Raw genomic sequence first — 25165 nt, forward strand, 5'->3', positions numbered from 1 at the left:
CAGTCAAAGGTCGTACGATGACGTCATGATCGCGTTGTGGCGTACTTCCCAGCACTATTGTGAACGCGATTCGATTCCGGACATCGCGGCCGATGATGTCGAGGAGCTTGCTGCTGTTCGGCACACAGTGCCCAGGGTCGGACGATTCCCTTGCCTAATGGCGGAGACTCTTGGCGGTGCGAGGAAGACGCTGGGATTGATGGCCCCGTCGACCGGCGAGTTGACGAAACAGCGCAACGACCCCGACAGGTACGACAGTGGGCGCGTCAACGGTGTTCCCGAAGGGTCGTGGCCGGGCACAGTATTGGGCGACAAAGAGCATCCCAATTCAACGCGGTGGGTGGGTAAACAGGCTCCATAAACCTGATGCCAGGCCGTCACAGTCCAGGCAATCGCCGCTGGACTCGACCGCCACGTTGGGTCGGCTCACGGGTCCACCGAATAGTCGATTCCTCCTTCGGGTGTCATCGCCGATCGCCGAAGATTGCGCTGAGGCTTGTGGCGCGCCGACGCCGCCACATCCGGACCGGACAACCGAAATTCAGCACCGGATTCGACGACGTCGGCTGCGATCAGCACTCAGGTCAACACGGTGAGTTCGGTGTCGTCGACCTGGGACACTTCACCGATGACAACACCGAACCCGGCTGGTACACCGACCCCGACCAGTCCAACGCCGGTGGACAACGACACTGGGACGGCGGCCAGTGGACCCAACACTCCGCACCCGGCACGCCCCGCCCGACACGGCAACCCACCCCGGGACAGCCTGCAAGTCAGGGTGGCGGCAACCGAGGACTCAAGATCGTGCTGGCAATCGCGGCCGTTCTGATTCTCGCAGTCGGCTTCGGATCGATATTTGGCTCGGACGAGGGCAATGGCGAGCCTGATCCGGCTTCGGCGACTTCGTCGGACTTGCTGACCGCGACGACAACCACCCGTACCGGCTGTGGTCCCCTCGATCGCGCCGCGCACACCGGTGCGCCCGCTCCGACGACAGCTGAGGCGACGCCGGCGGCCGGCTGTCTCGACGTCCCAGGCGACGTCCTCTCGGCCCTCAACGCATCACTCGAGCCGAGCGGGTACGAGCTGGGATCGCCCGCGGCGTACGACGACGGCGACACCCTCTATATCGCCGGTGAAATCGTCGAGCTGCAGGACGGCGGGATCCGCTCACGCGACGACGTGGTCGCCCAGCAAGGACCGATACTGACTCCGGTGACGGTCACAGCGCGCAACGAATACACTCTGCTCGACAGACATGACCAGCTCGAACTCGAATTTTCGGATCCAGCGTCGCTCTTACATCTGCCCGACGCGTCTCCTGCTCACTCCGGTGCTTCTTTCCCGAGCAGGAGAAACGCTAGAACTGTCATCCTCACCACGATCGACCGCGCCGCCCTCACACTGACTTCGTTGCCGTCGGACCCGGCGCAGTCGCACGAGATGTGGTCCACGCTGTCCCCGGCCGACAAGGATGCGCTGTTCGCTCACGGCAACTACATCGGCAACCGCGACGGCCTACCCGTCATCGATCGTGATCACTACAACCGAATCAAGCTCGACGACGAGTTGTCTCGCGCCGAGGCCTGCGGCCTGACCGTGTCTGATCGGCTCGTGGACCTACAGGCCGTCCGTCGAGAAAGATCCCAACCGGATGCTGATGCTCAGTGTGCGCACAAACCCACGCGGCAGTAGCCGTCGGCAACCCAGACACCGCTGGGACATCGGATCTAGTTTTAGACGTTGACCAAAACCGACCGTCGTGCAGGATCCGGCGGCGAGACTTCCTGCGACAAAGTCAGATTCACACCTAGAGCATGCCCGTTTGAAAGCCTCCGAGCCACTAGATACAAACAGAAATACAGACCAGCTGGTTGCTAGCGCGGCTGTCGACCGTTCGTTACTGTGCCTAGTTACCAAGGGCAGCGAGTTGTGGGAGGCGAGGTTAGATGCCAGGGGAATGGAGAGCGGCGGTCACCGGCGCAGGTTCTGGAGTCGGCCGTGAAATTGCGTTGCAGCTCGCGGGCCAGAACTGGTCACTTGCTCTCGCGGACTACAATTATGATGCACTGCTGGACACACAGTCCCGATGTGCTGCTATGAACGCAGTCGCGCGCGCGACTCAAGTCGACGTGGCCAACCGGGCCGAAATCAGTTCGTGGGCAGCAACTTCTCGCTCAGCATTGGGCGGTATCGATGCAGTCTTCAACGTCGCAGGCGTTCTCTATAGCGGCGATGTCATCAACACTCCCCCAGCTGACTTCGATCTGGTGATGGCGACCAACTTCGAGAGCGTCGTCAACAGCTCTCGCGCCTTTCTACCTGATATCTTGAAGTCACATCGAGGTCGAATCATCAACGTGTCGTCCGCATTTGGGGTCATGTCCGCACCCGGCTATTCGGCGTACAACTCTTCCAAATTTGCCGTTCGCGGCTTCACCGAGGCCCTGAACCAAGAATTGCGCCTAGCGTCACGGACCGCGCGTGCGACATGTGTGATCCCTGGTGGACTCAAAACGTCAATCGCACGGACCGCGAGGGCCGCACCCGGCGTCGATCGTGCGCGGACTGCCGATTTTTTCGACAGCCGCATAGCCCGAACCACCCCTAAAGTGGCCGCCCAAAAGATCATTGCGGGTGCGTGGAAGGGAAAATCACAGGTGACGGTGGGCAACGACGCACGCCTCGTCGACGTGACCGCGCGCGTGCTCGGACCTCATTACCAACATCTACTGCCTGCGCTCCAAGCACTGCGGCGACTCTGACAATCCGAAACCTATAGACAATCCACTCAACAGACCTGCGGGGGTCGGTCAACTATGTCGAATAGCTGGATCCTGATAGAGACGTTCGGAGACGAAGAGCCGTCGGTCATCGGAGTTGGGTCTTCGCCCAAGTCCTTTGTCTCACCTCGTAATGTTCTCCGCAGCTCTGGCAGCCGCAACGAGGCACTGACCGCGGTAGCGGAGGCGCTTTCCACAGGAGCCGTGGTGGATCGGCTGTGCAAAGACCGCTACAGGCGGGTACTGGCCGAACCACTGCGAACCTTCGCGGGTCGCACACATGGTGTGTGGGTGTGGCTCGGCCAGCGCGACGAGACTCCACCTCGACGAGACGCCGCTGGGGCGTGGCAGTTCAACCTCACCAAGAGCACGGCAAGCGGGAGCGGCGATCTACTCGACCTTTACCGCGTTCCGCAAGACGAGCGAGAGACCCAGCGTGCACTCGCCGGAGCGTTCACCCGACTGGTCACCAACCGCGACGAGAGCGAAGCGATGGCCAAGATCGTGCAATCAGCCCCGGGCACCACTCATCAGGCGGTTTGGACCGTGAGGCGGGACGACGGTGAACTTCGAGCAGCGCACTTCTCGTGCCGGATGATTGCCGAAGACGGGGTTTCGGGCACCGAAGTTATCTTGAGGGGTATCACCCACGACATCGGCCCCGCAGGGGACATCAATATCGCTCCCCCACCTACGATTCTCGAACATCGCGTTCTGGAGGCTTCGACCAAGGAGGGCGAGTACCGCGCACTGGTCAACCTCAGAACACTCAACTTGTTGCGCTGGTACAACTCTGACCCCGCACCGAATATCTGCTGGGAAAACCTTCCTGACGAACCGGTACCGGCGATTCATCCGGACGACGTTCCAATTGCGAAACGAATGTCGAACGCACTCGCACGCGAACGCACCCACGGTGTGCTTCGCTTCCGAACTCTCGACGGAAATTGGAAACCGATGACGATCGACGCGGTATTAGTCTCGCTCAATCAGCACACTACGGCCGCACTCGTCACTCTGACCGAATTGTCCGAGGAGTAAATAAGTTCGCGGATCCATACGGATCCACACAGCCCATTGCGGACTGAGTGCAGTTGACGCGCGAACGCTGGAAGTGCGTTTAATAGTTGCGTTGTCTACAAGGACCGCGCGCGTGTCGTGCGGGCATCACGCGTTCGACTCCACGCAGCCGCCACCGTCCGAGTCGATACGCCATACGCTTTGGAAAACGACTCGATGCGCTCCTCGTTCTCGGGCTTGCGCCCACGTTCGATGTCGGCGAGAACGGTGGTCGACATCCCGAGCAGCTGCGCAGCGTCACCCTGGGACAGCGCGGCGTGCACCCTCAAGTCGGACAATTTGAGCTGAGACTCCGGGATCGGAACCAGCGCCGCGACCGACGTATGCAGGGCGTTCGCGATCCGACCAAGCGTCGCAGGCGGTGGCGTTGAGCGCCCCGTCTCCCAGGTCGATACTGCCTGTCTGGTCGCGCCCACTTTCGCCGCGAGGTCGTCAGCACTGAACCCCGCACGTACCCGTAGCTCCCGCAACCGGTCGGCGCGAAACCCACGAACTCCGCTTCGCGGCACTATCCCAACTCCCTGTCGACCCTTCAAGACAGTCCCATCTTCCTCGATCGACGATGCCCATGAACTCTTGTGCGTTTTATAGTTGCGCGCTATTGTTGCACTCATGCGCCAATACGAGTCGAGTTCCGCGAAGCTGAACCGATTGCGCGGTGCACCTAACCTGTTCTACAGTCCTGATGCGCGCCCAAAAGGGAATCCTCGGTGCTTGTCTATCTCGGCACTGCTTGTAGCGCGGGACATCAGGTCGGTCTGTTCACAGGGTCCGTCCGATCATTCCTGTCGGGAGTTCTACATGTTCGCGTCGCTCGCCCTTGCCGCATCGCAGTTGCCGTCGACGACTGAAACCAGCATTTACCACGCTCGAAGTTCAGCGTTGGGCCATCACGGACGGGGTGCGACGGCAGGTGCATTCACCCGACATCGCCGCTTTCGCCTCGGTTACGGGGGCAAATCGAAGTGAGTGCCGCACGGGATGCAATAGCACCAAATCTCCTCTCACTGAATCAGTTCTGCGCATCAATCGTCGTAAATCGGACACATGGTGACTTGATTGCGTGCTCGCTCGACCACGAGCATTCCGGTCGCCACCAATACATCGGTGACGACGGAGCCCTGCTAGCCGAGTGGGGTCCATCCAGTTCCTGTAATGAGCGGTCCATTCTTACCCGCAAGCCGTAGGCCTGGCAGTTCGGACTGCAACCCGACCCGAGTGGGCTGTCGCTGATAGTCCCACTCGTGCGCTGCAGGAGCTCCCCCGCGCGCCCTGCAGCTCGACCGGTGGACCGGTGGACCGGCGCGAGGGTCGCGCAGTGAGCGCATTTCATCATGTTCAGCGCTGCGCGGCCCCGCCGGGACATCACACCTCGGACTCACACCCGTTCGCACAGAAAGGATTCCGATACCCGATGTGGATTTTCCAGCAGCCATGGTTTTGGTCGGTTGCCTTCGGCTGGCTCTGAGCCTCTAGCACGTGATGGGTGCGTGCGACTGGCCCACAACCTATGGATCGCACGCACCCATCCACTTCTGTCGACCGACTTACCTAAAACCAATTGTCGCCAGAACGGTTGCTCCGCAATCGCATTCACCAGCACGACCCGATCGCCGGGTCGCACCAGGAAGGGATCGACACCAATGCCAGCACCACAGGACACAGGACACCACCGCTCATCAAAGAAGCGAGGGCGGGTGATCACATCGCTGCCCGCCGTGGCCGCGGTGACGATCGCCGGCCTGACCATGCAGGCCGCTCCTGCTCAGGCTGCACCATCGCAGCCGGGAGTGACCAGTCCTCGAGGATCACAACCGGGGGTCACGAGCACACCGCAGACGGCACCGGCCACCCTGCCGCCTCCAGCGCCGGAACCGCGCGTGTATTTGGACGGCTACCAGCCCTCACCTCGGGTGCAGCAAACCCCGTCACGTAGCTACGACGACTACCTGGCCGGTAATCAGCAGTCCTCGAATTACCAGAACACCTACTACGAGCCCACTCCCGCGCCGCAGGCCGCTCCGAGCGACGCTCCCCCGGCGTTGCAGGCGACTCCGCCGCCCCCGCCGCCGGTCCCGACGGTGCAGCGCAGGGTCATTGCACCGATCGAGGCACCGCCCGGAACGTTCATCGCCGGCGGCACGTTGGTGCCGGTCGATACCAAGATCGTCGACCAGAATCTGCTCACTCGAATCAACAACACGTTGCAGGCTGTGCAGGCGGATGGCGGAAACTGGCTCGTGGACAACGGGTTCGCCGATTCTCCCCGTGCCGACCGCATCGCAGCGGGTACCGCGACCGGCGTCATCGCAGGCGGAGCGACCGGTCTCGCGGCATCGGTGGTCCCGGCCGCGGTGATCACCGGAACCGCAGCCGCTATCGGCGGCGGACTCGGTGTCGCCGCCTCCACAGGCACCGGTGCTGTCGTCTGGGGAGGACCAGTGGGTTGGGTCTTCATCCCTGGAGCGGCAGCACTCGCGGGAGCCGGCGTCGGCGCAACACTGTCGGCACCGATCGTGCTGGGCCTGACCGGTGCTGGCGCTGTCATCGGCGGCATCCTCTGTGCCACCGTTCTCGGCGGCGAGCAGCAGATCATCGAAGAGCCGGCCCCTGCCCCGGCGGTTGTTCCCCCGGCGGCCGACAGCGTCCCGACGATCCCTCCTGCCGCAACCGTCGATCTCCCCGGACCCGTCGGGCAGGTTCGCGACACTCTCGCGTCCGACCCGAACGGCCGCCAGGTGCTCGCGGCGGCCGACACAGCCGTTCAGAACGCGGCTCCGATCGTCGACAAGGCCGTCAGCGATGCGTCGGTGTGGACCGCACCGGCGGCCTCGGCAGTGCAGGGCTTCACCTCGAAGGCCCTCGAACAGCCGCAGGTGGCGCAGACCGTCGAGACGGTGCAGGCGGCTGCAGCTCCTCTGGTCGATCAGGCCACTGCCGCTCTCGGCGGCTTACAGGCGGCGTTCGCACCCGCCTGAATCGCCCTACAGCCAGCTAGTTGAACCAGCCAGGAAGGACATATCCAAATGATTCGCCGTTCGACGACATCTCCGATTGCCAGTGCCACCGGTCCAGCACGATCAGGGGTGCCGTCGAGCTCTCCCCGTGTGCCGCGATCGCGCCGACGCGCGGTCGCGGCAGCCGGGGCTGCTGTGGTGTCCGTGGCGGTCGCCGCCGCTGTGTTGTTCAGCGGTGGCGACTCCGAGCCGGACACGACAGCCACCGATACGACCGTCTCTTCCTCGGTCGCGCCGACAACTGTTGCCGCCGGGCCGGATTGCTCAATGCCGACCGGTGATCAGAACAGCGGCCCCGGGGTCATTGCCGCGTTCGAGCACGCCTACTACGTCCAGAGATCGGGCGCGGCCGCGCACGCTCTGGTCTCACCGAACGCCCCGGCGAGTGCCCCGTTCACCGTCGAAGCGAACCTCGACGCAGGTATCGCCACCGCGCCGGCCGGCACCACCTACTGCCTCGATATCGACCCGCTGCGCACCGGTTCCTACACCCTCACCCTGACCGAGAGTGGCCCGAACGGGCCTGGGACGCAGTACCGCCAGCGGATCACCACCGATCAGGTCGACGGTCGCTACGTCATCGCCGCCATCGAGCAAGCGTGATCACCCACCGCCGCCACAGCGCGAGATCGCCGCAGCACCGCGGCGAACAGCCACCACGAAAGGAACGCCAGGACATGAGCGATGCAGCGAGCGAATGGGCCGAGGCCGCCACCGCAGTACGACAGGCACGCGAGACCCTCGAGGCGTCGACCGCGAGCGAGATCCGCGCCTGGGCCGAAAAATCGGGGCTGACCGACTGGTCGATGTGGCAAAAGATCAAACGAGAGCTCTACAAGCAGCTCGACCTCGACTACGACGGATTGCGCGCCAACGAAGCCGAGCAGGTCACCGACGCGGTCGCCTCTGCGGCGTCGGCCGCACCACTGGTCGAGCTCTACGCCGCAGGCGATGAGCGCGGCAGCTTCGCCGTGGTCGGCGACGGTGACGAAACAGCCTGGTACGGAACATTTCACGCTAAGGACGCGGTGTTCCGGCAGGGCGATCAGACCTCGGCCGACGACTCGGCGGCCGGCAAGGCAGCCTTTCTCGCCGGCAAGCTACGCGAAGAGCTCGACGCCCCCGCGATCCGGCTGATACTGCATATCTCCAACCCGCACCTCGACGGCGCGCGGCTCGCCGCTCTCGCCGCGCGATACGGAGTGCACCTCGAACGCCTCGACATCGACGACGAGAACCCGGCCACCGTGTGGTGCGAGGTTCCCGGGCACCGTCCGTGGCAGGCCATCCGGCTCTCCGATCTGCTCGTCGACGATCAAGCGGAGGTCGGCTGATGGCCGAACAGCACCCGCGCCCGGACGACGACAACCCCGTCGCGGGCTACGAAGCCGAGGACACCGTCAACCTCCGCGCTCAGCGCCTGCGCCGACCCGAATCCGAACCGGACGAACAGCCTGTAGAGGAGTCGGCCGACGACACCGCACCGGACCCGTACGGGGTCGGGCAGGACGCACTGGCCGCGGTCGAGACACCCGATGTCGACCCCTCAGCGTTCTACCGCGCACGACTGTTCGACCGCCAGGAAGAAGACCCGACCGCCGAGCCCGCCGAAGCAGGCCTGCGGGGCCGGATCAACGCCGCCCTGGGAACTCATCTCAAGCCCAAGCCCACATCGGCCGAAGTCAGACTGCGTCAGTCGATTCGCGTTGTGCAGCAGCCACTTCCTGGATGCTCGGTGGTCTCGGTCATCAATCCGAAGGGCGGAGCGGGCAAAACTCCGACATCGGTGATGCTCGGTTCGACGTTCGGCAAGCACCGTGGCCACGGGGTGACGGTCTTCGACGCGAGCGAATCACTCGGCAGTCTCGGCGATCGCGCCGCCCGCACCACCGATCCGGAGCTCACGGTGTGGGATCTGCTCGACCATGCACACGAGCTGGCGTCCTCGTCGGCGGTGTCGGGATCGCTCACTGCGTTCCTGCGGCGTCAACCGACGATGGAAGACATTCTCGCAGCAGATAATTCGGCCGACCGTGAGCGCAACCTGGGGTGGGACGAATGCGCCGCGGTGATGGCAGTGCTGCGCCGACACCGGGACCTGATCGTCATCGACACCGCCGCCAATCCCTTGGCCGAGAGCTGGCAGTGGGCCGTGCAGCATTCCGATGCCCTGGTCGTTCCGCTCCCGCTACGCCTCGACATCGCCCGGCAGGTCTATCAGATGCTCGAGGGCATCATCGCCCGCGGCTACGGACACTTGCTGGCGTCGACGATCGTCGTGACCTGTGCAACACCGGATTCCAACCCGCAGTTGGCGTCGGCGGTCTTCGAGGACCTGCGCAATCTCGGTGTCCAGGAAAGCAATTTCATTCAGGCCCCGTACGAATCAGCTCTCGCCCGCGGCGATCGGATCGTCTACAGGGGCCTCCCGCCCGCCACGATCGAGGCCTACACCAACGTCACCGCCCTGGTCGCCGACAACATCGCCGCGGCACGAGCCGGCGTCGCCTACCAATTCACCGATCCGTATTCCCCGCAGCCGGTGAACCGCCAGCCCGACAGCGCACCACCCCCACAGCTCTCGCAGTGGGAGCGGCGCAGCCGCGACCGTCGCGGAGCCTGACCCGTCCCCACCCCGCTCGACGCACACGAGGAGAAACACCATGACCGGCCAGAGAACGCACACCACCCCGCGGCGACGACAACGCCGGACACTGTCGGCGCTGACCGTCGTCGTCTCCGCGGTGGTCCTGGCCGCGGGCACCGTCCCCGCACACGCCGCACCGGCAGCGACGGCGGCGACCTCGTGCGCGAAGTACGTCGCGATCATGGCCCCGGGAACGTGGGAGACCAACGCCGCCGCGAACCCGACCGCCCCGGTCGGGATGCTCGCCACCGTCGGCAACGCCCTGAAACAGAAGTACGGCAACGATATCGAGGTCTACTACCCGGCGTACGCGGCGTCGGCGTTCGACAAGGGCCGCACCTACGCCGACAGCAAGGAAACCGGCAAGAGCGCCATCAACAACATCCTCACCTCGGCATGCGCGACGTCGAAGTTCCTGCTCTCGGGCTACTCCCAAGGCGCGGACGCCGCCGGCGACATCGCCGCCGAGATCGGCAACGGTCGCGGCGTCGTTCCCGCGGCCCGGATTCTCGGCGTCGGTCTGGTCGCCGATCCGCACCAGGGCACCGCCGGCGGCACCGTCGTCGGGCCGAAGATCGACGGTCAGGGCATCGGCGGGGTCCGGCCCGAAGGCTTCGGCTCTCTCGCCCCGGTGGTCAGGCAGCTCTGCAATCCCACGGACCTGTACTGCTCGACGAACGCCGGCAAGGACGGTCTGCTCGCGGGCCTGGGCAAGGTCCTGGCGAACAAGCCCGTCGACCCGGGCGAACAGGCCGGAACCGGGTCGACCCCAGCAGCGTCGAATACCGCGGTTCCGTCGACGACCGCGCAGGGCGGCGTCACCGGTGCCGAGACACAGCCCGGCACGACGCCGACACAGGCCGGAGGGGTCAGCGATTTCTCGTCGTCGCTGGTCTCTGACTTCTCCCGCGTCGATCTGGCGGGCGCCGCGAACACCGCATCGACTCTCGGGGAGCGGGTGGCCACCCTGCCCGACTCGGTGGGAACCAACCGCACTCAGTCACAGGTCGCCAGCGTCGGGGCCTCGGCGACATCGCTGCTCAACACCCTCGAACCGGTCGCCGACGTGCAATCGGTGATCGCCGCGAACCCCGGCATCCGCTCGACCCTCGACACCGCACCGGAAGGATCCCCGGAAGCGAAGACGTCCACGGTTCTCGACGCACTCGACCAGATCGACATTCCCGCAGTGCTCAGCACCGCGACCTCGATCGCCGACACCGCATCATCGGTGCTGGGCGGCACCGGCACCACCGCAGGCCTGACCGATACGGCCGCAACGCTCAGCGGGCAGGTCGCACCGCTGCAGTCCGTGTCCCCGGACGCGCTGACCTCGGCAACGCAGGTGCTCTCGCTGCTCAAGCCGAAGACCGTGGTCAACCAGGTCGTCAACGTCGCGACCGGCTTCACGAGCCTGGACTACCAAGGCATCGTCGACAACCTGATCGCGCTGCCGCAGAAGGTCGCCGCACTCGACGTCGCGGGATCGCACAAGATCGCCGGGGACCTCAACAACCAGTTCGAACCGATCGTGAAAATGGCCGCAGGAGTGGACCTGCACACCCTCGCAGCATTGGTGGCGATGATCCCCGACCCCAGCGGATCGGCGCAGATCGCCTCCCTGGTGCTGAGCTTGCTCGGCAACGTCGACGTGATCCGCCTGGCCAACGATGTCGGCGCGATCCAGGAAGTCGCGTGGAAGATCCTCGAAACCGGCAACCTCGCGGCCGCCGCCGAACTGCTACCCATCGGGCTCGACCTCGCCTCGGTCGCGGTCGGAGTGCTCACCGGATCCTCCAAGACCAGCCCCGACCAGCTCGGCGCGCAGACCCAGGTCACCGGACAGTCCGCCGCGATCGGCCAGCAAGCCTCCACCGGCGATTTCGCCGGTCTGGCAGGCAGTCTCATCTCACTGGCCTCGTCACCGAGTGCAGGCGATGCCGCCGAGCTGGTCGGTGCCGGTATCGACGCCGCGACGTTCTTCGCCTCCGGTGCGCACCAGTCCTATGGCGACTTCAAGGTCGACTCCACCGGCCGCAGCGCACTGCAATGGCTCATCGACTTCTTCACCCAGAAGATCGGGGGCTGACCGGCGGCCACCGATCGGGCTCTGCAGCCGGGCGGGCATGACGCAGAGCAGCCGAAAACTACAGCACCACAAACGAACTACGCGTACCACCACAGGTGTCCGGGCGGGCACTGATCATCTTTTCGATTCGTGAGGACATGCACCGATGGCAGCATCACAGCAGGGCACCAAGGGCAGTGCGGGCGCACTGAGCCTGTTGCTGATCGCCGCCGTCGCTGCGATCGGCATGTTCGGTGTCCTCTCGGGCGATCGCACACCGCCGGTCGACGAAGGCACGTGCCTGCCTGCCGGCGCGGCCGTGGTGGCTCCGCACTCGGGCACGGTGGTGATGCCGCTGAGTGAGGGCACATACCAAGCCACGAGCGGTTTCGGTGCCCGCACGAACCCGGTGACCGGCGAGGCCGAGGGACACCAGGGCCAGGACTATTCCGCCCCAATCGGGACCCCGATCTACGCGGCGACCGACGGCACGGTCGTCAAGGCCGAACACGCCAGCGGGTTCGGCAACTGGATCATCATCGACACCACCGTCGACGGACAGTCGCTCTCGACGGTCTACGGCCACATGAACGACGACGGCGTCGGGGTCACCGCTGGCCAGACCGTCAAAGCCGGTGACCCGATCGGTGCCGTCGGCAACGCCGGACAGTCCACCGGGCCGCACCTGCATTTCGAGGTCTGGCCCGGGACTCGTCTCGCGTCCGGATCGAGCCCGGTCGATCCCGTGGCCTGGCTCGCCGCCGCCGGTGCCACCGCCCCAACCGCGAGCGCGGACGTTCTCGCGGCGGGACCGGCCGGCACCTCCGCCGCGATCCCGACCACCAGCACCAGCGGTGTATCGAGTCGATCGGTGAAACTCGCCGCCGCGATCAAACCCGGCTGCGGAGTCCCGGCCGGGTCGACCGGGCTGCGACCGGGGTCGGTGCCGGCGGACTTCGAGCCGTGGATCGTCAAGGCCGGCACCGTGTGCGCTGAGGTCACTGCTCCGGTCGTCGCCGCGCAGCTCGAACAAGAGGGCGGCTTCGACGTCAACGCCCACAACGCAGGATCGGGCGCGGACGGACCGGCACAGTTCATGCCTGCCACGTGGGCGGCGAAAGGCGTCGACGGTGATGGAGACGGCCGCAAGGACACCCGCAGCATCGCCGACGCGGTGATGAGCCAAGCCGCCTACGACTGCGAGCTGGCCGGCATCGCCAAGGACTCCCTCGCCGCCGGCAAGGTCAGCGGCGACCTGACCGAGCTGTACCTGTCGATGTACAACTGCGGCCCCGGCGCGACCCTCTCGCAGGGCCGGGTGTGCCAGAACGCCGAAACCCTCGACTACGTCGCAAAGATTCCCCGCCGCGCAGCAGAAGCGTTCTCCGTCGCCGTCCCCCAGGCCACACCGGGCATCGTCCCCGGTGGCCCCTTCGGGCAGAACGTCGTCGCGGCCGCGATGCGCTGGCTCGGCACCACCTACGCCTGGGGCGGAGGCGACCGCAACGGTCCCACCCGCGGGGTCAGCGACGGCGGCGGCCGCGCGGACATGATCGGCGACTTCGACAAGGTCGGCTTCGACTGCTCCGGACTGGTCCTCTACGCCGTCGCACAAGCCTCCGGCGGCGCGATCGTGCTCCCCCACCAGGATTCGGCGCAGATCGCCGACAGCCGCGGCCGCGTGATCGCCACCCCCGGCGAGCTCGCACCCGGCGACATCATCCAACCCCACTCGGGCCACATCTTCATCTGGCTCGGCGGAAACAAGGTCGTCGAGGCCCCGCAGTCCGGCGACGTGGTGAAGGTATCGGACTGGACCCCGCCCGCGAGTGGACTGACAGCACGGAGATTCGGATGAAAACCAACAGACGTACCGCCGTGGCCATAATCCTGACCGCTGCAACAATTCTCACTGCCTGCGGTGATGAAAGCACCGACAACGGCAGTGACGTCCCGTCGATCCCGGCGCAGCAGTGGACACCGGGTACGCCTCCACCGAGCGGCAGCGATCCCACCCGTACCCCGCCTCCGGCCGCGACCACGCTGCCCGACATCGCTGCAGGGGTGGACCGGCAGGATCCGGACTCGGTGGCCACCGCGGCGTTGACGGTCTGGTTCACCTGGAACACCGCCGTCGACGCCGGACCCAACGATGCCGCAGCCCGCACCGCACCGCTGCTCACCTCCGAGTACGCGCGCGAGATCACCTCCACCACAGCGCAATCGAGTCCCGGTGCGCAGTGGCTGGACTGGGCCGCCGACGGCGCGGTCCTGACCCCCGACCTCGTCGCCGACGACGAACCCGTTCCCCCGCAGACCGATTCGACGGCCTACCGCTCCTACCGCGTCACCCAACGCATCGACGGTGTGCCGGTGAGCGAGAGGGTCGTCGCGATGATCCTGCGGCGCGGCCCCGGCGGCTGGGAGGTGAGCCGCATTCAAGACAAATAGCTCCGCCTCATCTATCCGCTGGCACTGCAGAACACCATGTTTCGGAAAGGAACCCCCGATGGACACAGAATCCGTCACCATACCCACGACCCGCACCGCACGCCGAGCTCGTCGTGTGCTCGGCGTCCTCGCCCTCACCGCCGCGCTGACCGTCCTGGCCGGCGGAGTCGCCTCCGCTCAGGCGGTCAACCCGTTCGACGGGGTCAACCCGGATATCGGATTGTTCGGGCCCGCTCTGAACCAGACGTGGAAGCGCCTGCTCGCGGCGATCTGGGGAGCCAGCATCGCCCTCGCCGGCCTGTGGGTGCTGACCTCGTTCCTCAGCTCCCGGAAGGCGCGTAAACGCAACATGTCCAGCGATCTGAGCGAAGCGGGCGAGGATCTCAAGCTCTCCCTCATCATCTTGGGCGGTGTGGCCGCTGTCTCTCCGATCGTCGGCGCGGTCCTGCTCCTCGTCCAGCCCGGCGCGTAGCCGACCCGGCTCTACCCTCCATTTTCTTTGCCCCGACGCGGCACTGTCCGCAGAATTGAGCACTCATCATGGCCATCGACTACCGCAATGTCGGTTCCGAACCCCCCAGCTCCCCCAACACCGGCACTGTCTCCGGTGATCAGCACTCCGACAGCAAGTCCGGGTCCAAGCGTTGGATCGTCCTCGGTGCCATCGCACTGGCGATCGTCGCCGTCGTCTCGGTGATCGTGGTCGGTCTGTCGGGCGGCTCCGACGAGACCGGCGGCAGCGATGCCATCCGCGCAGTACACGGGCCCACGACGGTGAACAACGGTGTCCCCAGCGGATACACCCGCGACACCCAAGGCGCATCGACGGCCGCGGTGAACGTGCTCCAGGCGTTCGATCAGGCCAGCCAGGGCCGCATCGACATGAACGATGTCCGCTCGACGATGATCGCCGCCGACCCCGGTGCCGAACTGGCCCGCGAGATCGAACTCGGCAGCAACCGGGACGAGAGCAGCGACGTGATGAACACCCTGCCGGCCGCGGTGCACGTGTCCTCGTTCTCCGCCGACGCCGCGCAGATCTCGGTGTGGTCGATGACCACCACCCAGTCCGACATCAACAACACCGGCACCGTCGCTGTGAGCACTCTGTGGGCGACCACCGACATCTCGTTGATCTGGCAGGACGGGGACTGGAAGGCCAAGGACTGGTCCTACCGCCAGGGCCCGCGACCGGAGGACGCCTCCTACCCGGCCGCTGATTCCGCGCTCGGCGGTCAACTGACCGCAGGGTACTACACCTTCTACATCGACTAGGAGAGAACATGATTCGCCGTCTCGTTCTCATCGCGGTCACCGCCGCACTGGTGGCACTGTTCGGATCACCCGCTGTTGCGCTCGCCCAGCCTTCCGCCGTTCCCGCCCCCGCACCGGGTGCGGTCACCGCCCAACAACCGGCATCGAGGCTGCCCGCGCACTTCCCGGACGATCTCAAGAAATTCATCGGCGGCACCGAGGAATTTCGGAGCGGGCCCTGGTTCACGGGGAACTGCGCAGACCACGGCGGCGACCTGGGAACCTATATCTCCCAAGCACTCACGAACGAAAACCGGCTCCTGTACTGGACGGCATCGGACGAGAACAAAGCCGTCATGCTCGGCGATGCGAGCGCAGTCGGCTCCGACCCGCAGGCCCAGGCCACTGCCGAGATCACCCGTCAGGCCGTCGCCGACGGGACCGAACCACCCGCCGACGCTCTGCCGACCGTATTCCCGGCCGGGGACACCAGCTTTCACCCACCGACCGGAACCTGCGCCGAGGACCTCGCCCGGTGGGGCACCAAGGAATGGGGAACGTGGGGCTTCGCCTGGGCGCAGAGCCCGGACGCGGACTCGCTGACCGCGATCAAGGCACTGCCCGGTGCCGACAAGGTGCCCGACGCCGCCTGGTCGGACCCCTGCTCGCAGGGCTCGGGCGACCAGTACTGCATGCACGCCTTCTTCGTCGACTGCTCGAAAGCCGAACGGGCAGATGCGAGCCGCTGCCAGGACTGGAACCTCTCGATCGGACGATTGTTCGCCGGCACCGCAAACTGGATCGACAAGAACACCTCGTTCACCGAACGCCTGGACGACACCCTCGGCAAAGTCATCGCGGCCACCCCGCAGTACAAGCTCGGCAAGGCCTACCTGCAGGCATTCTCCTGGATCTCGGGGGCCGCGAACGACGTCGTCGACTTCGTCACCGATCCGACCACCGTCATCGACGACTGGGTCAACGCCACCAAGAGCGGGGCCCTCTCCCTCACCGACGCCGTGCTCCGTGGGTTGACCTCGACCGGCGACTTCGATCCCACCCAGCAATGGTTCGTGACCTATTACGCCGGATCGACGGGTCTGGGAATCATGGTCATGTCGCTGGCGGTCCTGCTGGCGATCATGCGATCACGGCACAAGGGCTCACCGTCGGAGCTGGTGGCCAACGTCTTCGGCTACATGCCCGCCGGGGTGGTGATGATGCTGTTCTCCCTCGCCCTGGCCCAACTGGTGATCGAGTTCGCGTCAGTGCTCACCGAGGGCATTGCCAGTTTCAGCGGCTCCACGATCACCGAGATGGTGCAGAACATCTACGCCACGATGGGCACGCTGAACAAGGACACCGTCGTCGGCGGCTCGATCGTCGGCCTGGTCTTCTTCGGCATCCTGCTGCTCGGCGCGATGTCGGTCTACCTGGGGCTGCTCATGCACCAGATCGGGCTTCCGCTGACCGCGTGCGTCGCCGGAATCGGCTACGGCATGTGGGTGCACCCGACGTGGCGGACCAAAGCTCTGCGGCCACTGTTCACGTTCGTCGGCATCGTGCTCAGCAAGCCGATGCTGTTCCTGCTCATCGCGATCGTGCTCGCCGGGGCCAACAACGCTCTGCTCTCGGGCGGCGGCGGCTCGGGAGATCTCACCTCGCTCGGCGCTCTCGTGCTCGTCGGTGCCTCGATGGTCGTCGTCGGCCTGGCACCGTGGGCGATGCTCAAGTGGGCACCGATCCTGCCGACCAAAGCCGACTCCGAAGGATTCGGCGGCGGCGGTGGCTCCGTCGCCGGTGGTGTCATCGGAGGCGTGGGCAGCTCGGCCCTGTTCCGCAGCCGCAGCGGCGGAGGTGGTGGCGGCGGGTCGACCGTCACACCGCGCTCGACCCGCTCCGGCGACGGCGTCGACAAGGCCACCCGATCCACGCATTCGACGCCATCGACCAACTCCACCCCCGGCCACACCAGCGCGGCCGCCCACAGCGGCGGCGCCGACAAGGGCGGGGCGTCGACACCGAAGCGCTCGACCATGGGAATGGCCGGCCGACTCGGCGGAAAGCTCGCGACGGGATCGGCCGCGACGGTCGCCTCGGCCGGGGCAGCGGCGGTGCCGATCGCCGCGCAGTCCGCAGCGGCGGCGATGAACAAAGCCAAATCCAGTGCCGAGTCCGCACCGTCCGAAGCCGAAGGCGGGTAAGCGATGTCGACCGAGACCGTCGAGCACGACAGCGAGCAGAGAACCTCCATCCTGGGCGGTGAGATCGCGCGCCGCGGCATGACCGGGATCTCGGCACCGGTGCTCATCACCTGGACCGCCGCTCTGATCATCGGCATCGTGTACTACTTCGCGGCCGGTGGCGGCGCGATGACCGTCGGGCTCGTGGCCGTGTTCTACGTCGGGGTGTTCGCCTCGACGTACGAATTCGGCGACGCTTCCCTGGCGGCGCGGCAGTTGCACCGGTTGCGGAACTGGTCGCGGATGCGGCGCGGGGAGCACGTCTACCGCAACGCCGACGACTCTGCCTACGGGATCACCGAGCTCGACCCCGGCTGGGAGTACCCGGTGCCGCTCGGGCGGACCGCCCCGCTCGACGTCGCCGGCACCGGCCTGGACGAGATGTTCATCGTCCGCACCGCCAACCCCGGCGAGCGGGCCTATTACACGGTCGTACTGTCCGTGCAGGGCCTGGCAGGGGGGCTGCGCACCGACGCGGCCTGGGCGACGACATCGGAGAAATTCGGTCTGTTCAGCGCCTCGATGGCCCGCAAGACCTCGCTCATCCGCGGAGTGCAGCTGATCCACCGCTCCATTCCCGCGGATCTGACCATGCACGAGGACTGGGTCGAGCGGGAGGTCGAAAAGCTCGGCGACATGCGTCTGCGGGCACCGGTGGAGTCCTACGGCGACCTCATCGACACCATCCGGCCGCACTCGGAAGAGCACCGGGCGTACGTGGTGCTCAAATTCCCCCAGACCGACCACTTCGAGGCCGAAGCCGCGCGGGCTGCAGGCGGGAAAGGTGCCCGATTCGAAGGCGGTGTCGCCCAAGTGATCCGCGACGAGACGATGCGTGCTGTGAGCAAACTCGTCGCCGCCGGCATGGGCCGCGTCCAGGTCCTCGGTGAGCAGCGCACCTGCGCGCTGATCCGCGCGTTCGTCGACCCGTCGAACCCACTCGATCGCCACCAAGGGGCGCGGTGGTCGAACTGCTGGCCCTCCTACGTCGGTGGCCACGACTCGGTGGTGGTGTCCGGCCGCTGGCACACCCGTGTCGGGTTCCTCCCGCCGGCGAGTATCGAACCCATTCCGCTGGGCCCGCTGTGGCTTGCGCCGCTGCTGACCGGGGTCGCCCCCGACATCGGCGACGACGAGAACCCGCCCTCACCGACGATCCGAACAGTCAGTGTCCGAGTCGATTTCGTGCCCGACGCCGTCGCCCGGGAAGCGGCCAGCCAAGACTTCACCCAGGACCGGGCCTCGCAGGAAAGTGCCGCACGCAAAGGCATCACCGGCGACGGCTCGGCCGAAGTGATGGCCACCGCGTCCGGGCGTCGACGCACCGATCTGATGCCGGGCTCGGGCCATCACGGCACCATCTACTCCCTCGCGGTCGCGGTCACCGGCCGCGACGAAGACGACCTCGAGCGGGCCTGCATGCGCGTGGAGGAAGCCGCCGACGAATCGGCAATCAAAACCATCACCTGGCAGGACGACACGCACGACGTCGCCCTGTTCACCACCCTGCCCTTCGCTCGCGGTCTCGCCGTGACGCGCTACACCAAGTAGCCCAGGAGATTTCGATGCCGCAACACACCACCCGTCGTCCGTCCACCCGACCGGCCGCGACCGAGCAACCGGTACGCCCGCGGTTGCTCGGCGGCGATCGCGAACGACTCGGCGACGCCGTCCTCGAGGCCGCGCAGGCGGTCCCGAAGCGGATTGCCCGCCGTAAGCCACCTCGGCGGTTCGCGCTCCTCGACCGCTACGGCTGGTACGAACCCCGCTCCGAAGGCGCGTGGAGCACGACCAGGCAGTCCGAAGCGCTGAACCTGGCCATCAGCCGCCGCAGTGCCCGCCACCAGGGAGCGGTGACCGGCCTGAACCGGATCTCCCAGGATCTGGTGATCACCGATCCGTTCGAGCTCTACGGCACCGACATCTCCAACATCAACGTCTGCGTCGTCGGGGACATCGGCAAGGGCAAGTCCTCGATGATCAAGACCGCATTTCTGTGGCGGCAGATCATCTTCGGCCGACAGGTGGTGGTCATCGACAAGAAACGCCAGGGCAGCGAAGGCGAGTACTCCGTCTTCGCCCGCACCCTCGAGGTGGAATCGGTCCGGTTCAAAACCGGTGGCGGCGGCGCCAGACTGAACCTGCTCGACCCGGCGATCACCACCGGCGGTGAACACGCCGGCGGCCTCGACGGTGTCACCCCAGCCGGTCAGGAAGCCCTCGTGCTCGCCGTCCTCGCCGACACGATGGAACGCCCGCTGACCACCCCGGAGAAGAGCGCCGTCGGCCGAGCGTTGGAGCTGGTCAACGCCGACGCCGCCGCCACCGGTCGCGCACCGGTACTCAAGGATCTCGCCCGCCGCCTCGTCGAGCCGTCCACCGACGACGGCACGTACTTCGGTGACCGCTGGTCCGAGCGCTCCCTCGAATGGGGCTACGAGCCGGGCCTGGCCCTGCTGCGTCTGGTCGACCGGGACCTCAAGGGCCTCGTCGACGCAGAAACCTCCCCGGAGGTCCGCGCCGCGCTCGAGCACCCGTTCGCGCACTTCGACGTCTCCGCGCTGCCGACCGAAGGGCCTGCGCTGCGGGTGGTGATGACCGTGATCAACACCTGGCTGGCGAACCTGCTCGCGGCACGCTCGTCGGTGTCCAAGCAGACCATCCTCATCGTCGAGGAAGGCTGGCACGTCGCCGAAGGATCGACCGGCGCGGTGTTCCGGTCGAACATGAAACTCTCCCGCGGACTGGGCCTGTCGACCGTCTCGGCCTTCCATCACCCCTCCGACATGTCCCACGACTCCCCCGCCCGTGCCCTGATGCAGGAAGCGGGAATCGTGTTCCTGTTCGCGCAGGAACGCTTCGACGACGCCCGCGAGACAGCCGAGATGTATCACCTCCCGCCCGGGTCCATCGACATCATCATGGGCCTGGGACAGGGCGAATGCCTGGTCAAGATCGGCTCGTCCGATCCGATCCTGATGGAACACGTCCGCTCCCCGCAGGAGATCGCCCTCACCGACACCGACGCCGCCGTCAAAGGAGTCAAGCCAGCATGAGCACCTCATCGCCCTCACCGTCAGCGGCCCGGCGTTCCCGCACCATCGACGTGTACGTGAGCTCGCCGGCCCCGATCGGGTACGACGACACCTGCGCGAGCGGGGAGAGGCGGTTCGTATCCCTTTCGGCCGCAACACGATTCGCCGTCAGCCATGCCGCCGCCATCGACGCCGGTGTCCCCGGGATCACCGTCACCATCGCTGCCGAGGGACACGACGACGTCTGTGTGTCCGGCACCCCCGGCGAGATCACCTGCGCACTCGCCACCATCCCGGCCTACACCGCCGGCGTCCGCACAGCGCGGATACCGGCACCGGGCTACCTGCGTGCCGCCGTCGACGAGGTCACCCTGCCGATCCAGTGGCAGGGCAGCGTGGGAGTGGAGGCCGGCGTCGATGTGCGCGTGCTCTCGACCCGGCCCGACCCGCTGCCGAACTCGACACTGCTGCTCGGACAATGGGCACCGGACCTCGCGCACCGCCTCGCGCACGACCTCGCCCGCTCGATCACCGAGCGCAGTGGCCAACGGAGCCCGGCCACCGTGACATACCTCCCCGACCAGGGGCGGTACGAGATCACCCATCCCGCCCCGATCTCCGATACCGACGCCGCCGCGGTGGCCCGCTACATCCGGATCACCCGACTTCGAGCCAACCTCGCCGCCCTCGACCCGGTCGCCGACGCGGACTGCGCCGTCGGTCTCGCCGCCGAGCTGCACGTGCTCGAAAGCTACTCCCGCCGTGTCCCTTTTACCGACGACAGGACAGTTCGATGAGTGCGATGCAATCCCCTCCCCGTAGGCCCAGCGATCCGTTCGTTCCGTCCGAGGTCTGGGTCGGTGCCGCTCTGATCGTGGGTCTGGTGTTCGCTGTCGCCGGCGGCGGCATGGTCTCCTCGCTGGTCTCGGGCACGGTGATCGCGATGCCCACCAGCTTCGGTGAGCTGTTCTCGATCTTCCGCGGGTTGGCCACGAACCCGTCGGACCCCGCGGCCGCGTGGCCGGCGACCGCGCAGCCGGGTCCGGCGTGGGTGACCTGGGTGTGCATTCTGGTGCTCGGTGCGCTGTATACCGCCGTGGCCCTGTGGATCAGCTCCGAGATCGACGACTGGCAGCACCACCGCGGTCAGGCGCAACGTGGTTTCGCCGGCCGACATGAGCTCGCCCGGGCAGGCATCGACGAGAAGAGTGTCCGCACCGCTGCCGTCGCCACCCGTTCCTCGTTGAAGGGCACGCGGGCCTCGAAGCTGGACGCGAGCGAGGTCGCGATCGCGTTGGGCCGCAACATGGTCGACCCCGACAGGGTCGTCTACATCAAACAGAACGACTGCATGCTCGTCGAGGGCGTCACCGGCTCGGGCAAGACCTGGCGCGTGGCGTATCAGCGCTGCATGGACGCACCCGGTGCACTGCTGGTGACCTCGACGAAAGTGGACCTGATCTCGGCGACGTACGAGCACCGCGCCGCGCTCGGCCGAGTATCGATCTTCGATCCGGACAACATCACCGGATGGCCCGACCCGATCCGCTGGTCGATCCTCTCCGGATGCCAGGATCCGGACGTGGCCATCCGCCGCGCACAGAGCTTGGTGTCGGCAATGCCTATGGGAGACACCAAGAACGGCGGCTACTGGGAAGACAAAGCAGTGGTTCTGCTGCGCTGCTACCTGCACGCGGCCGCGATCAGCGGCGCGAACCTGGCCACGCTGCGCGTGTGGGTGAACTCGCGTAAAGGCCGCGAACCACGCGAGATCCTCATGCGGACGATGCCCGGCTGGGAAGCCGAACTCGGCCAAATCCTCGACTCCGGATCGGACTCCTCCGACGACATGATCGGCGCGGCCAGCAGACTCCTCGCCCCGCTCGCCTCCCCCGCACTGCTTAGAGCCGTCGACGTCCCGATGCGCGAGTCGTTCGACATCGACGAGTTCATTCGATCCGGCACGGACACGCTGTATCTGGTGTCCAAGGGCAAAGACAATTCTGCGGCACCATTCATCGCAGCCCTGGCCAGCGAAGTGCACTACCTAGCCGACCGCCACTCACAGTCCCTGCCCGGTGGCCGCTTCGATCCCCCGATCCGATTCGAGCTCGACGAAGTCAACAACGTCGCCCCGATTCCCGGACTGCCGGATCTCATGTCGGACTCGGGCGGCCGCGGCATCACCATCCACGCCTACGCCCACAACGAAGAGCAGAACAAGCTCCGCTGGGGCGCGGTCGCCGGCAAGATGTTCGCCGACAACTCCCCCGCCCGCCTGATCCTTCCCGGCCTCAAAGGCGACGAGCTGCAAGCGATCTCGAAGATGCTCGGCGACCGATACGAGTGGCAGCCCTCCGGCAACGCCCAGTCCGGCCCGACGCTGCGAGAGGTACCGGTGATGTCGCCGGCGCAGATCCGCCAGATGGACCCCGACCAGGGTCTGTTGATCTACCGGACCGCGCCGCCGATCCTGGTGCATCTACCGACGGTGTGGGACGAAAAACCATCACGTGCCGCGGTGCTGCGCTCGCAGAAGGTGTTCGACGAGATCGTGGCATCGGGCACCGCGCCTTGTACCAAGGTCCGGTCCGGCGCGGTGGTGCTCGACAAGGTCAGTGACGGGACGACGCTATCGTGACCGCACCGGGGGCAGAGCAGGAAGAATTGGTGCCGTCGCGGTTCACCTGGCGCTACCTCGATGCCGAGCAGGCGCGGGCCCTGTGGTCGGAGCTGATCGACTGGACCACGTGGCTGCGCGAGCGCTACGAGCTCGGCACCAAGATCCCGCCGTGCTGGTACCGCCACGATCCCGTCGTCGAGGAACTGAGCGCCCTGATGGCGGCATGGACCGATGCCTACTACCGCGGTGACGAGTACCGGGACGACCTCACCGCCTGGCACACCCAGTGGTTCCGGCCGCTCATGGCGCGTGTCCGTGACATCTCGGACTTCGACAGTTGCACCCACGATCGGTGTGCGCACCGGCCGTCGCCGCCGGCCACGCTCGCCGGCATCGAGGAGTTCGTCGACGCCGACGTCGACGCCCGCCCCGAACCATCACCAGCCCCGCCGGCACCGGTCGTCGACGTCACCGCGGCCGAGGAAGTGCGCACCATCCCCGCCGACGACATGGACATGGCCATCGACTCCGGCCTCGCCGAACCGCTCGACCCCGCCGACCCCGACAGCCCCGTGAGCTTCGAGGGCATCGAATGGACCTTCAACGCCCGCATGGGTGCCTGGGTTCCTTACACCTGACCTCATCCCCTTATGAAGCTGCGGACCTACATCGCTCGATCGGCCACTCGTCCGTACATCCCGCCCGGATACGGCAGGGTCGGTGCACGATCACTGTGGGTCTGCCGAGCCCGACCACCGATTACACGTCAACCCGCCCGGCGTGTAGTCGGTGGTCAGGGTGAGTGGTTCCGGTTCAGGCGAGAGAACTCGGATTGTCCGCTCGCTCCGAGCGTCAGGTCGCGCACTTCTTGTCGACCGAGACGTTAATTCGACGAATAGCACTGTCCATGAGCGGGGCGTTACGCATGTGAAGACTCGCTTCAATCTTAAGTTCACTGAGGCCACACGGAAGCAGATACGTTCGGATACCCAGTTCCGTCCCGGCTTCTGCGACGGTGTCTCCGTGCGCCCAGCCGACCTTCATGTTGGCGCCGAACTTCCACGGCTGGATGGGCCCCGAGTTCTCGACTACTGGCGAGACCCACCACCCTTTTTTGGTCGGCAGGTCCCAGATCCTCTCCACGTCACGGTCGGCCTCAAGGGCATAGACCGTCTGCGGAGGGTCGCCCGGCTTCCTCTGAAAGACCTCCACATTGGCGCTGAGTTCGATCGGTGGGAGCCCTGGGTTCTCTTCAACTGCCGTCGCCGATGCTGGTGGCGCGTGAAAGATGATGCGGATTGGAACGATGCCGCCCTCGTGTCCGTCCTGGGTGAGGTTCGCACTGGCGTCGACCTGAAGATTGAGGACAGGAGCTTCATCGTCCTGGTCGGCGATGACCGAGAAGCCGATGTCGTCCACCGTGAACGGATCCGTCGCGGGATCGTCGCCCTCCCTCGGAAACGCGACCAAAGCGACGTTACCGAGGCCGGGGTCGTAAAGCCCCGGGCCGGGTGCCGAGGCGGCGGTGCGAGAGGACCCTAGTTCAGTCCATGTGTACTGCGCCAGCGCTACGGCCAGCACCAGCACCATCGCAATGAACATCGCCGCGATGACCCGCGGCGGACCGCCAAAACCGAAAATAGAGACACTGAAGGTTGGTCCCTCGGGCTCGATGATGTCCGGCTCGCGGGCTTCCCGGAGTCGCGCGTAGATAGCGTCTGTACCAGCTTCCGTCGCTTTACTTCCGGACGCCCCGGTGAGGCCCATCATGAACGATGTCTGCGCCTCGTCGGCCCGGAGTCCGGTACAGAGGTCGCGCATGAGACTGGGCTCCATCGCTTCGATCCCGTCGATGTAGGCCCCGATCTGTGCCGATGTCTTTTCGAGCGTTCGATAACCGGCCGACTTACTGGTGGTCTCCTTGAGTGCGTCGGCGAGGGTGGAGCCCTCGGGCATGTGCG

General features: G+C 66.2%; 20 protein-coding genes. 18 read left to right on the forward strand and 2 right to left on the reverse strand.

Features of this window, described 5'->3' with window-relative positions:
* The first annotated feature begins 498 nt into the window (after nt 1–498).
* From RHODMAR_RS28805 to RHODMAR_RS00130, 3 genes are all read left to right on the forward strand, one after another.
* A complete protein-coding gene (locus RHODMAR_RS28805; RefSeq protein WP_008709938.1) occupies nt 499–1698 on the forward strand; it encodes a DUF2510 domain-containing protein in 1200 nt (399 codons plus the stop codon).
* Between the two features lie 254 nt (nt 1699–1952).
* On the forward strand, nt 1953–2768 hold the full coding sequence (locus RHODMAR_RS00125; RefSeq protein WP_008709940.1) for an SDR family NAD(P)-dependent oxidoreductase: 816 nt from the start codon (nt 1953–1955) through the stop codon (nt 2766–2768).
* A 54-nt stretch (nt 2769–2822) separates the two neighbouring features.
* Entirely contained in the window at nt 2823–3827 is a 1005-nt protein-coding gene (locus tag RHODMAR_RS00130; RefSeq protein WP_008709943.1) for a GAF domain-containing protein, read from the forward strand.
* A gap of 95 nt (nt 3828–3922) precedes the next feature.
* On the opposite strand, the gene RHODMAR_RS00135 is transcribed toward RHODMAR_RS00130, so the two are convergent.
* Entirely contained in the window at nt 3923–4375 is a 453-nt protein-coding gene (locus RHODMAR_RS00135) for a helix-turn-helix transcriptional regulator (RefSeq protein ID WP_008709945.1), read from the reverse strand.
* A gap of 1188 nt (nt 4376–5563) precedes the next feature.
* On the opposite strand from RHODMAR_RS00135, the gene RHODMAR_RS00140 reads away from it, so the two are divergent.
* From RHODMAR_RS00140 to RHODMAR_RS00210, 15 genes are all read left to right on the forward strand, one after another.
* Entirely contained in the window at nt 5564–6844 is a 1281-nt protein-coding gene (locus tag RHODMAR_RS00140; protein WP_008709946.1) for a hypothetical protein, read from the forward strand.
* Nucleotides 6845–6892: 48 nt separating this feature from the next.
* A complete protein-coding gene (locus RHODMAR_RS28565; protein WP_198289363.1) occupies nt 6893–7486 on the forward strand; it encodes a hypothetical protein in 594 nt (197 codons plus the stop codon).
* Nucleotides 7487–7560: 74 nt separating this feature from the next.
* Entirely contained in the window at nt 7561–8217 is a 657-nt protein-coding gene (locus RHODMAR_RS00150; RefSeq protein ID WP_008709948.1) for a hypothetical protein, read from the forward strand.
* A complete protein-coding gene (locus RHODMAR_RS00155) occupies nt 8217–9506 on the forward strand; it encodes a MinD/ParA family ATP-binding protein (RefSeq protein WP_008709949.1) in 1290 nt (429 codons plus the stop codon). The genes RHODMAR_RS00150 and RHODMAR_RS00155 overlap by 1 nt, the downstream gene beginning before the upstream one ends.
* Nucleotides 9507–9546: 40 nt before the next feature.
* Nucleotides 9547–11619, forward strand: a complete 2073-nt coding sequence (locus tag RHODMAR_RS00160; protein ID WP_008709950.1) for a cutinase family protein — start codon at nt 9547–9549, stop codon at nt 11617–11619.
* A gap of 145 nt (nt 11620–11764) precedes the next feature.
* Entirely contained in the window at nt 11765–13456 is a 1692-nt protein-coding gene (locus RHODMAR_RS00165) for a peptidoglycan DD-metalloendopeptidase family protein (protein WP_008709951.1), read from the forward strand.
* Nucleotides 13453–14049 carry a hypothetical protein gene (locus RHODMAR_RS00170; protein ID WP_008709952.1) on the forward strand — a complete coding sequence of 199 codons (597 nt, stop codon included), beginning with the start codon at nt 13453–13455 and terminating at the stop codon, nt 14047–14049. Before RHODMAR_RS00165 ends, RHODMAR_RS00170 begins: the two co-directional genes overlap by 4 nt.
* A gap of 58 nt (nt 14050–14107) precedes the next feature.
* Nucleotides 14108–14521, forward strand: coding sequence for a hypothetical protein (locus RHODMAR_RS00175; RefSeq protein WP_008709953.1), 414 nt, complete (start codon nt 14108–14110; stop codon nt 14519–14521).
* Between the two features lie 68 nt (nt 14522–14589).
* Nucleotides 14590–15324: a hypothetical protein gene (locus RHODMAR_RS00180; RefSeq protein WP_008709954.1), complete on the forward strand. Its 735-nt coding sequence runs from the start codon at nt 14590–14592 to the stop codon at nt 15322–15324.
* Between the two features lie 8 nt (nt 15325–15332).
* Nucleotides 15333–17507: a hypothetical protein gene (locus tag RHODMAR_RS00185; RefSeq protein ID WP_008709955.1), complete on the forward strand. Its 2175-nt coding sequence runs from the start codon at nt 15333–15335 to the stop codon at nt 17505–17507.
* 3 nt (nt 17508–17510) lie between these two features.
* Nucleotides 17511–19097: an SCO6880 family protein gene (locus RHODMAR_RS00190; protein ID WP_008709956.1), complete on the forward strand. Its 1587-nt coding sequence runs from the start codon at nt 17511–17513 to the stop codon at nt 19095–19097.
* A 14-nt stretch (nt 19098–19111) separates the two neighbouring features.
* Nucleotides 19112–20602, forward strand: coding sequence for a putative ATP/GTP-binding protein (locus tag RHODMAR_RS00195; RefSeq protein WP_008709957.1), 1491 nt, complete (start codon nt 19112–19114; stop codon nt 20600–20602).
* Complete coding sequence (locus tag RHODMAR_RS00200) at nt 20599–21378, forward strand: hypothetical protein (RefSeq protein WP_008709958.1); 780 nt, start codon at nt 20599–20601, stop codon at nt 21376–21378. The genes RHODMAR_RS00195 and RHODMAR_RS00200 overlap by 4 nt, the downstream gene beginning before the upstream one ends.
* Nucleotides 21375–23222, forward strand: coding sequence for a type IV secretory system conjugative DNA transfer family protein (locus tag RHODMAR_RS00205; RefSeq protein WP_008709959.1), 1848 nt, complete (start codon nt 21375–21377; stop codon nt 23220–23222). Before RHODMAR_RS00200 ends, RHODMAR_RS00205 begins: the two co-directional genes overlap by 4 nt.
* Nucleotides 23219–23842 (forward strand): DUF4913 domain-containing protein, encoded by a 624-nt coding sequence (locus tag RHODMAR_RS00210; RefSeq protein ID WP_008709960.1) that lies wholly within the window; start codon nt 23219–23221, stop codon nt 23840–23842. The genes RHODMAR_RS00205 and RHODMAR_RS00210 overlap by 4 nt, the downstream gene beginning before the upstream one ends.
* 214 nt (nt 23843–24056) lie before the next feature.
* Here RHODMAR_RS00210 and RHODMAR_RS00215 read toward each other — a convergent pair.
* Nucleotides 24057–25165 (reverse strand): hypothetical protein (locus RHODMAR_RS00215; protein ID WP_157225914.1); only part of this gene is annotated, 1109 nt, incomplete at its 5' end.

The sequence above is a fragment of the Rhodococcus sp. AW25M09 genome, from assembly GCF_000333955.1.
In the GTDB taxonomy this organism is placed as follows: domain Bacteria; phylum Actinomycetota; class Actinomycetes; order Mycobacteriales; family Mycobacteriaceae; genus Rhodococcoides.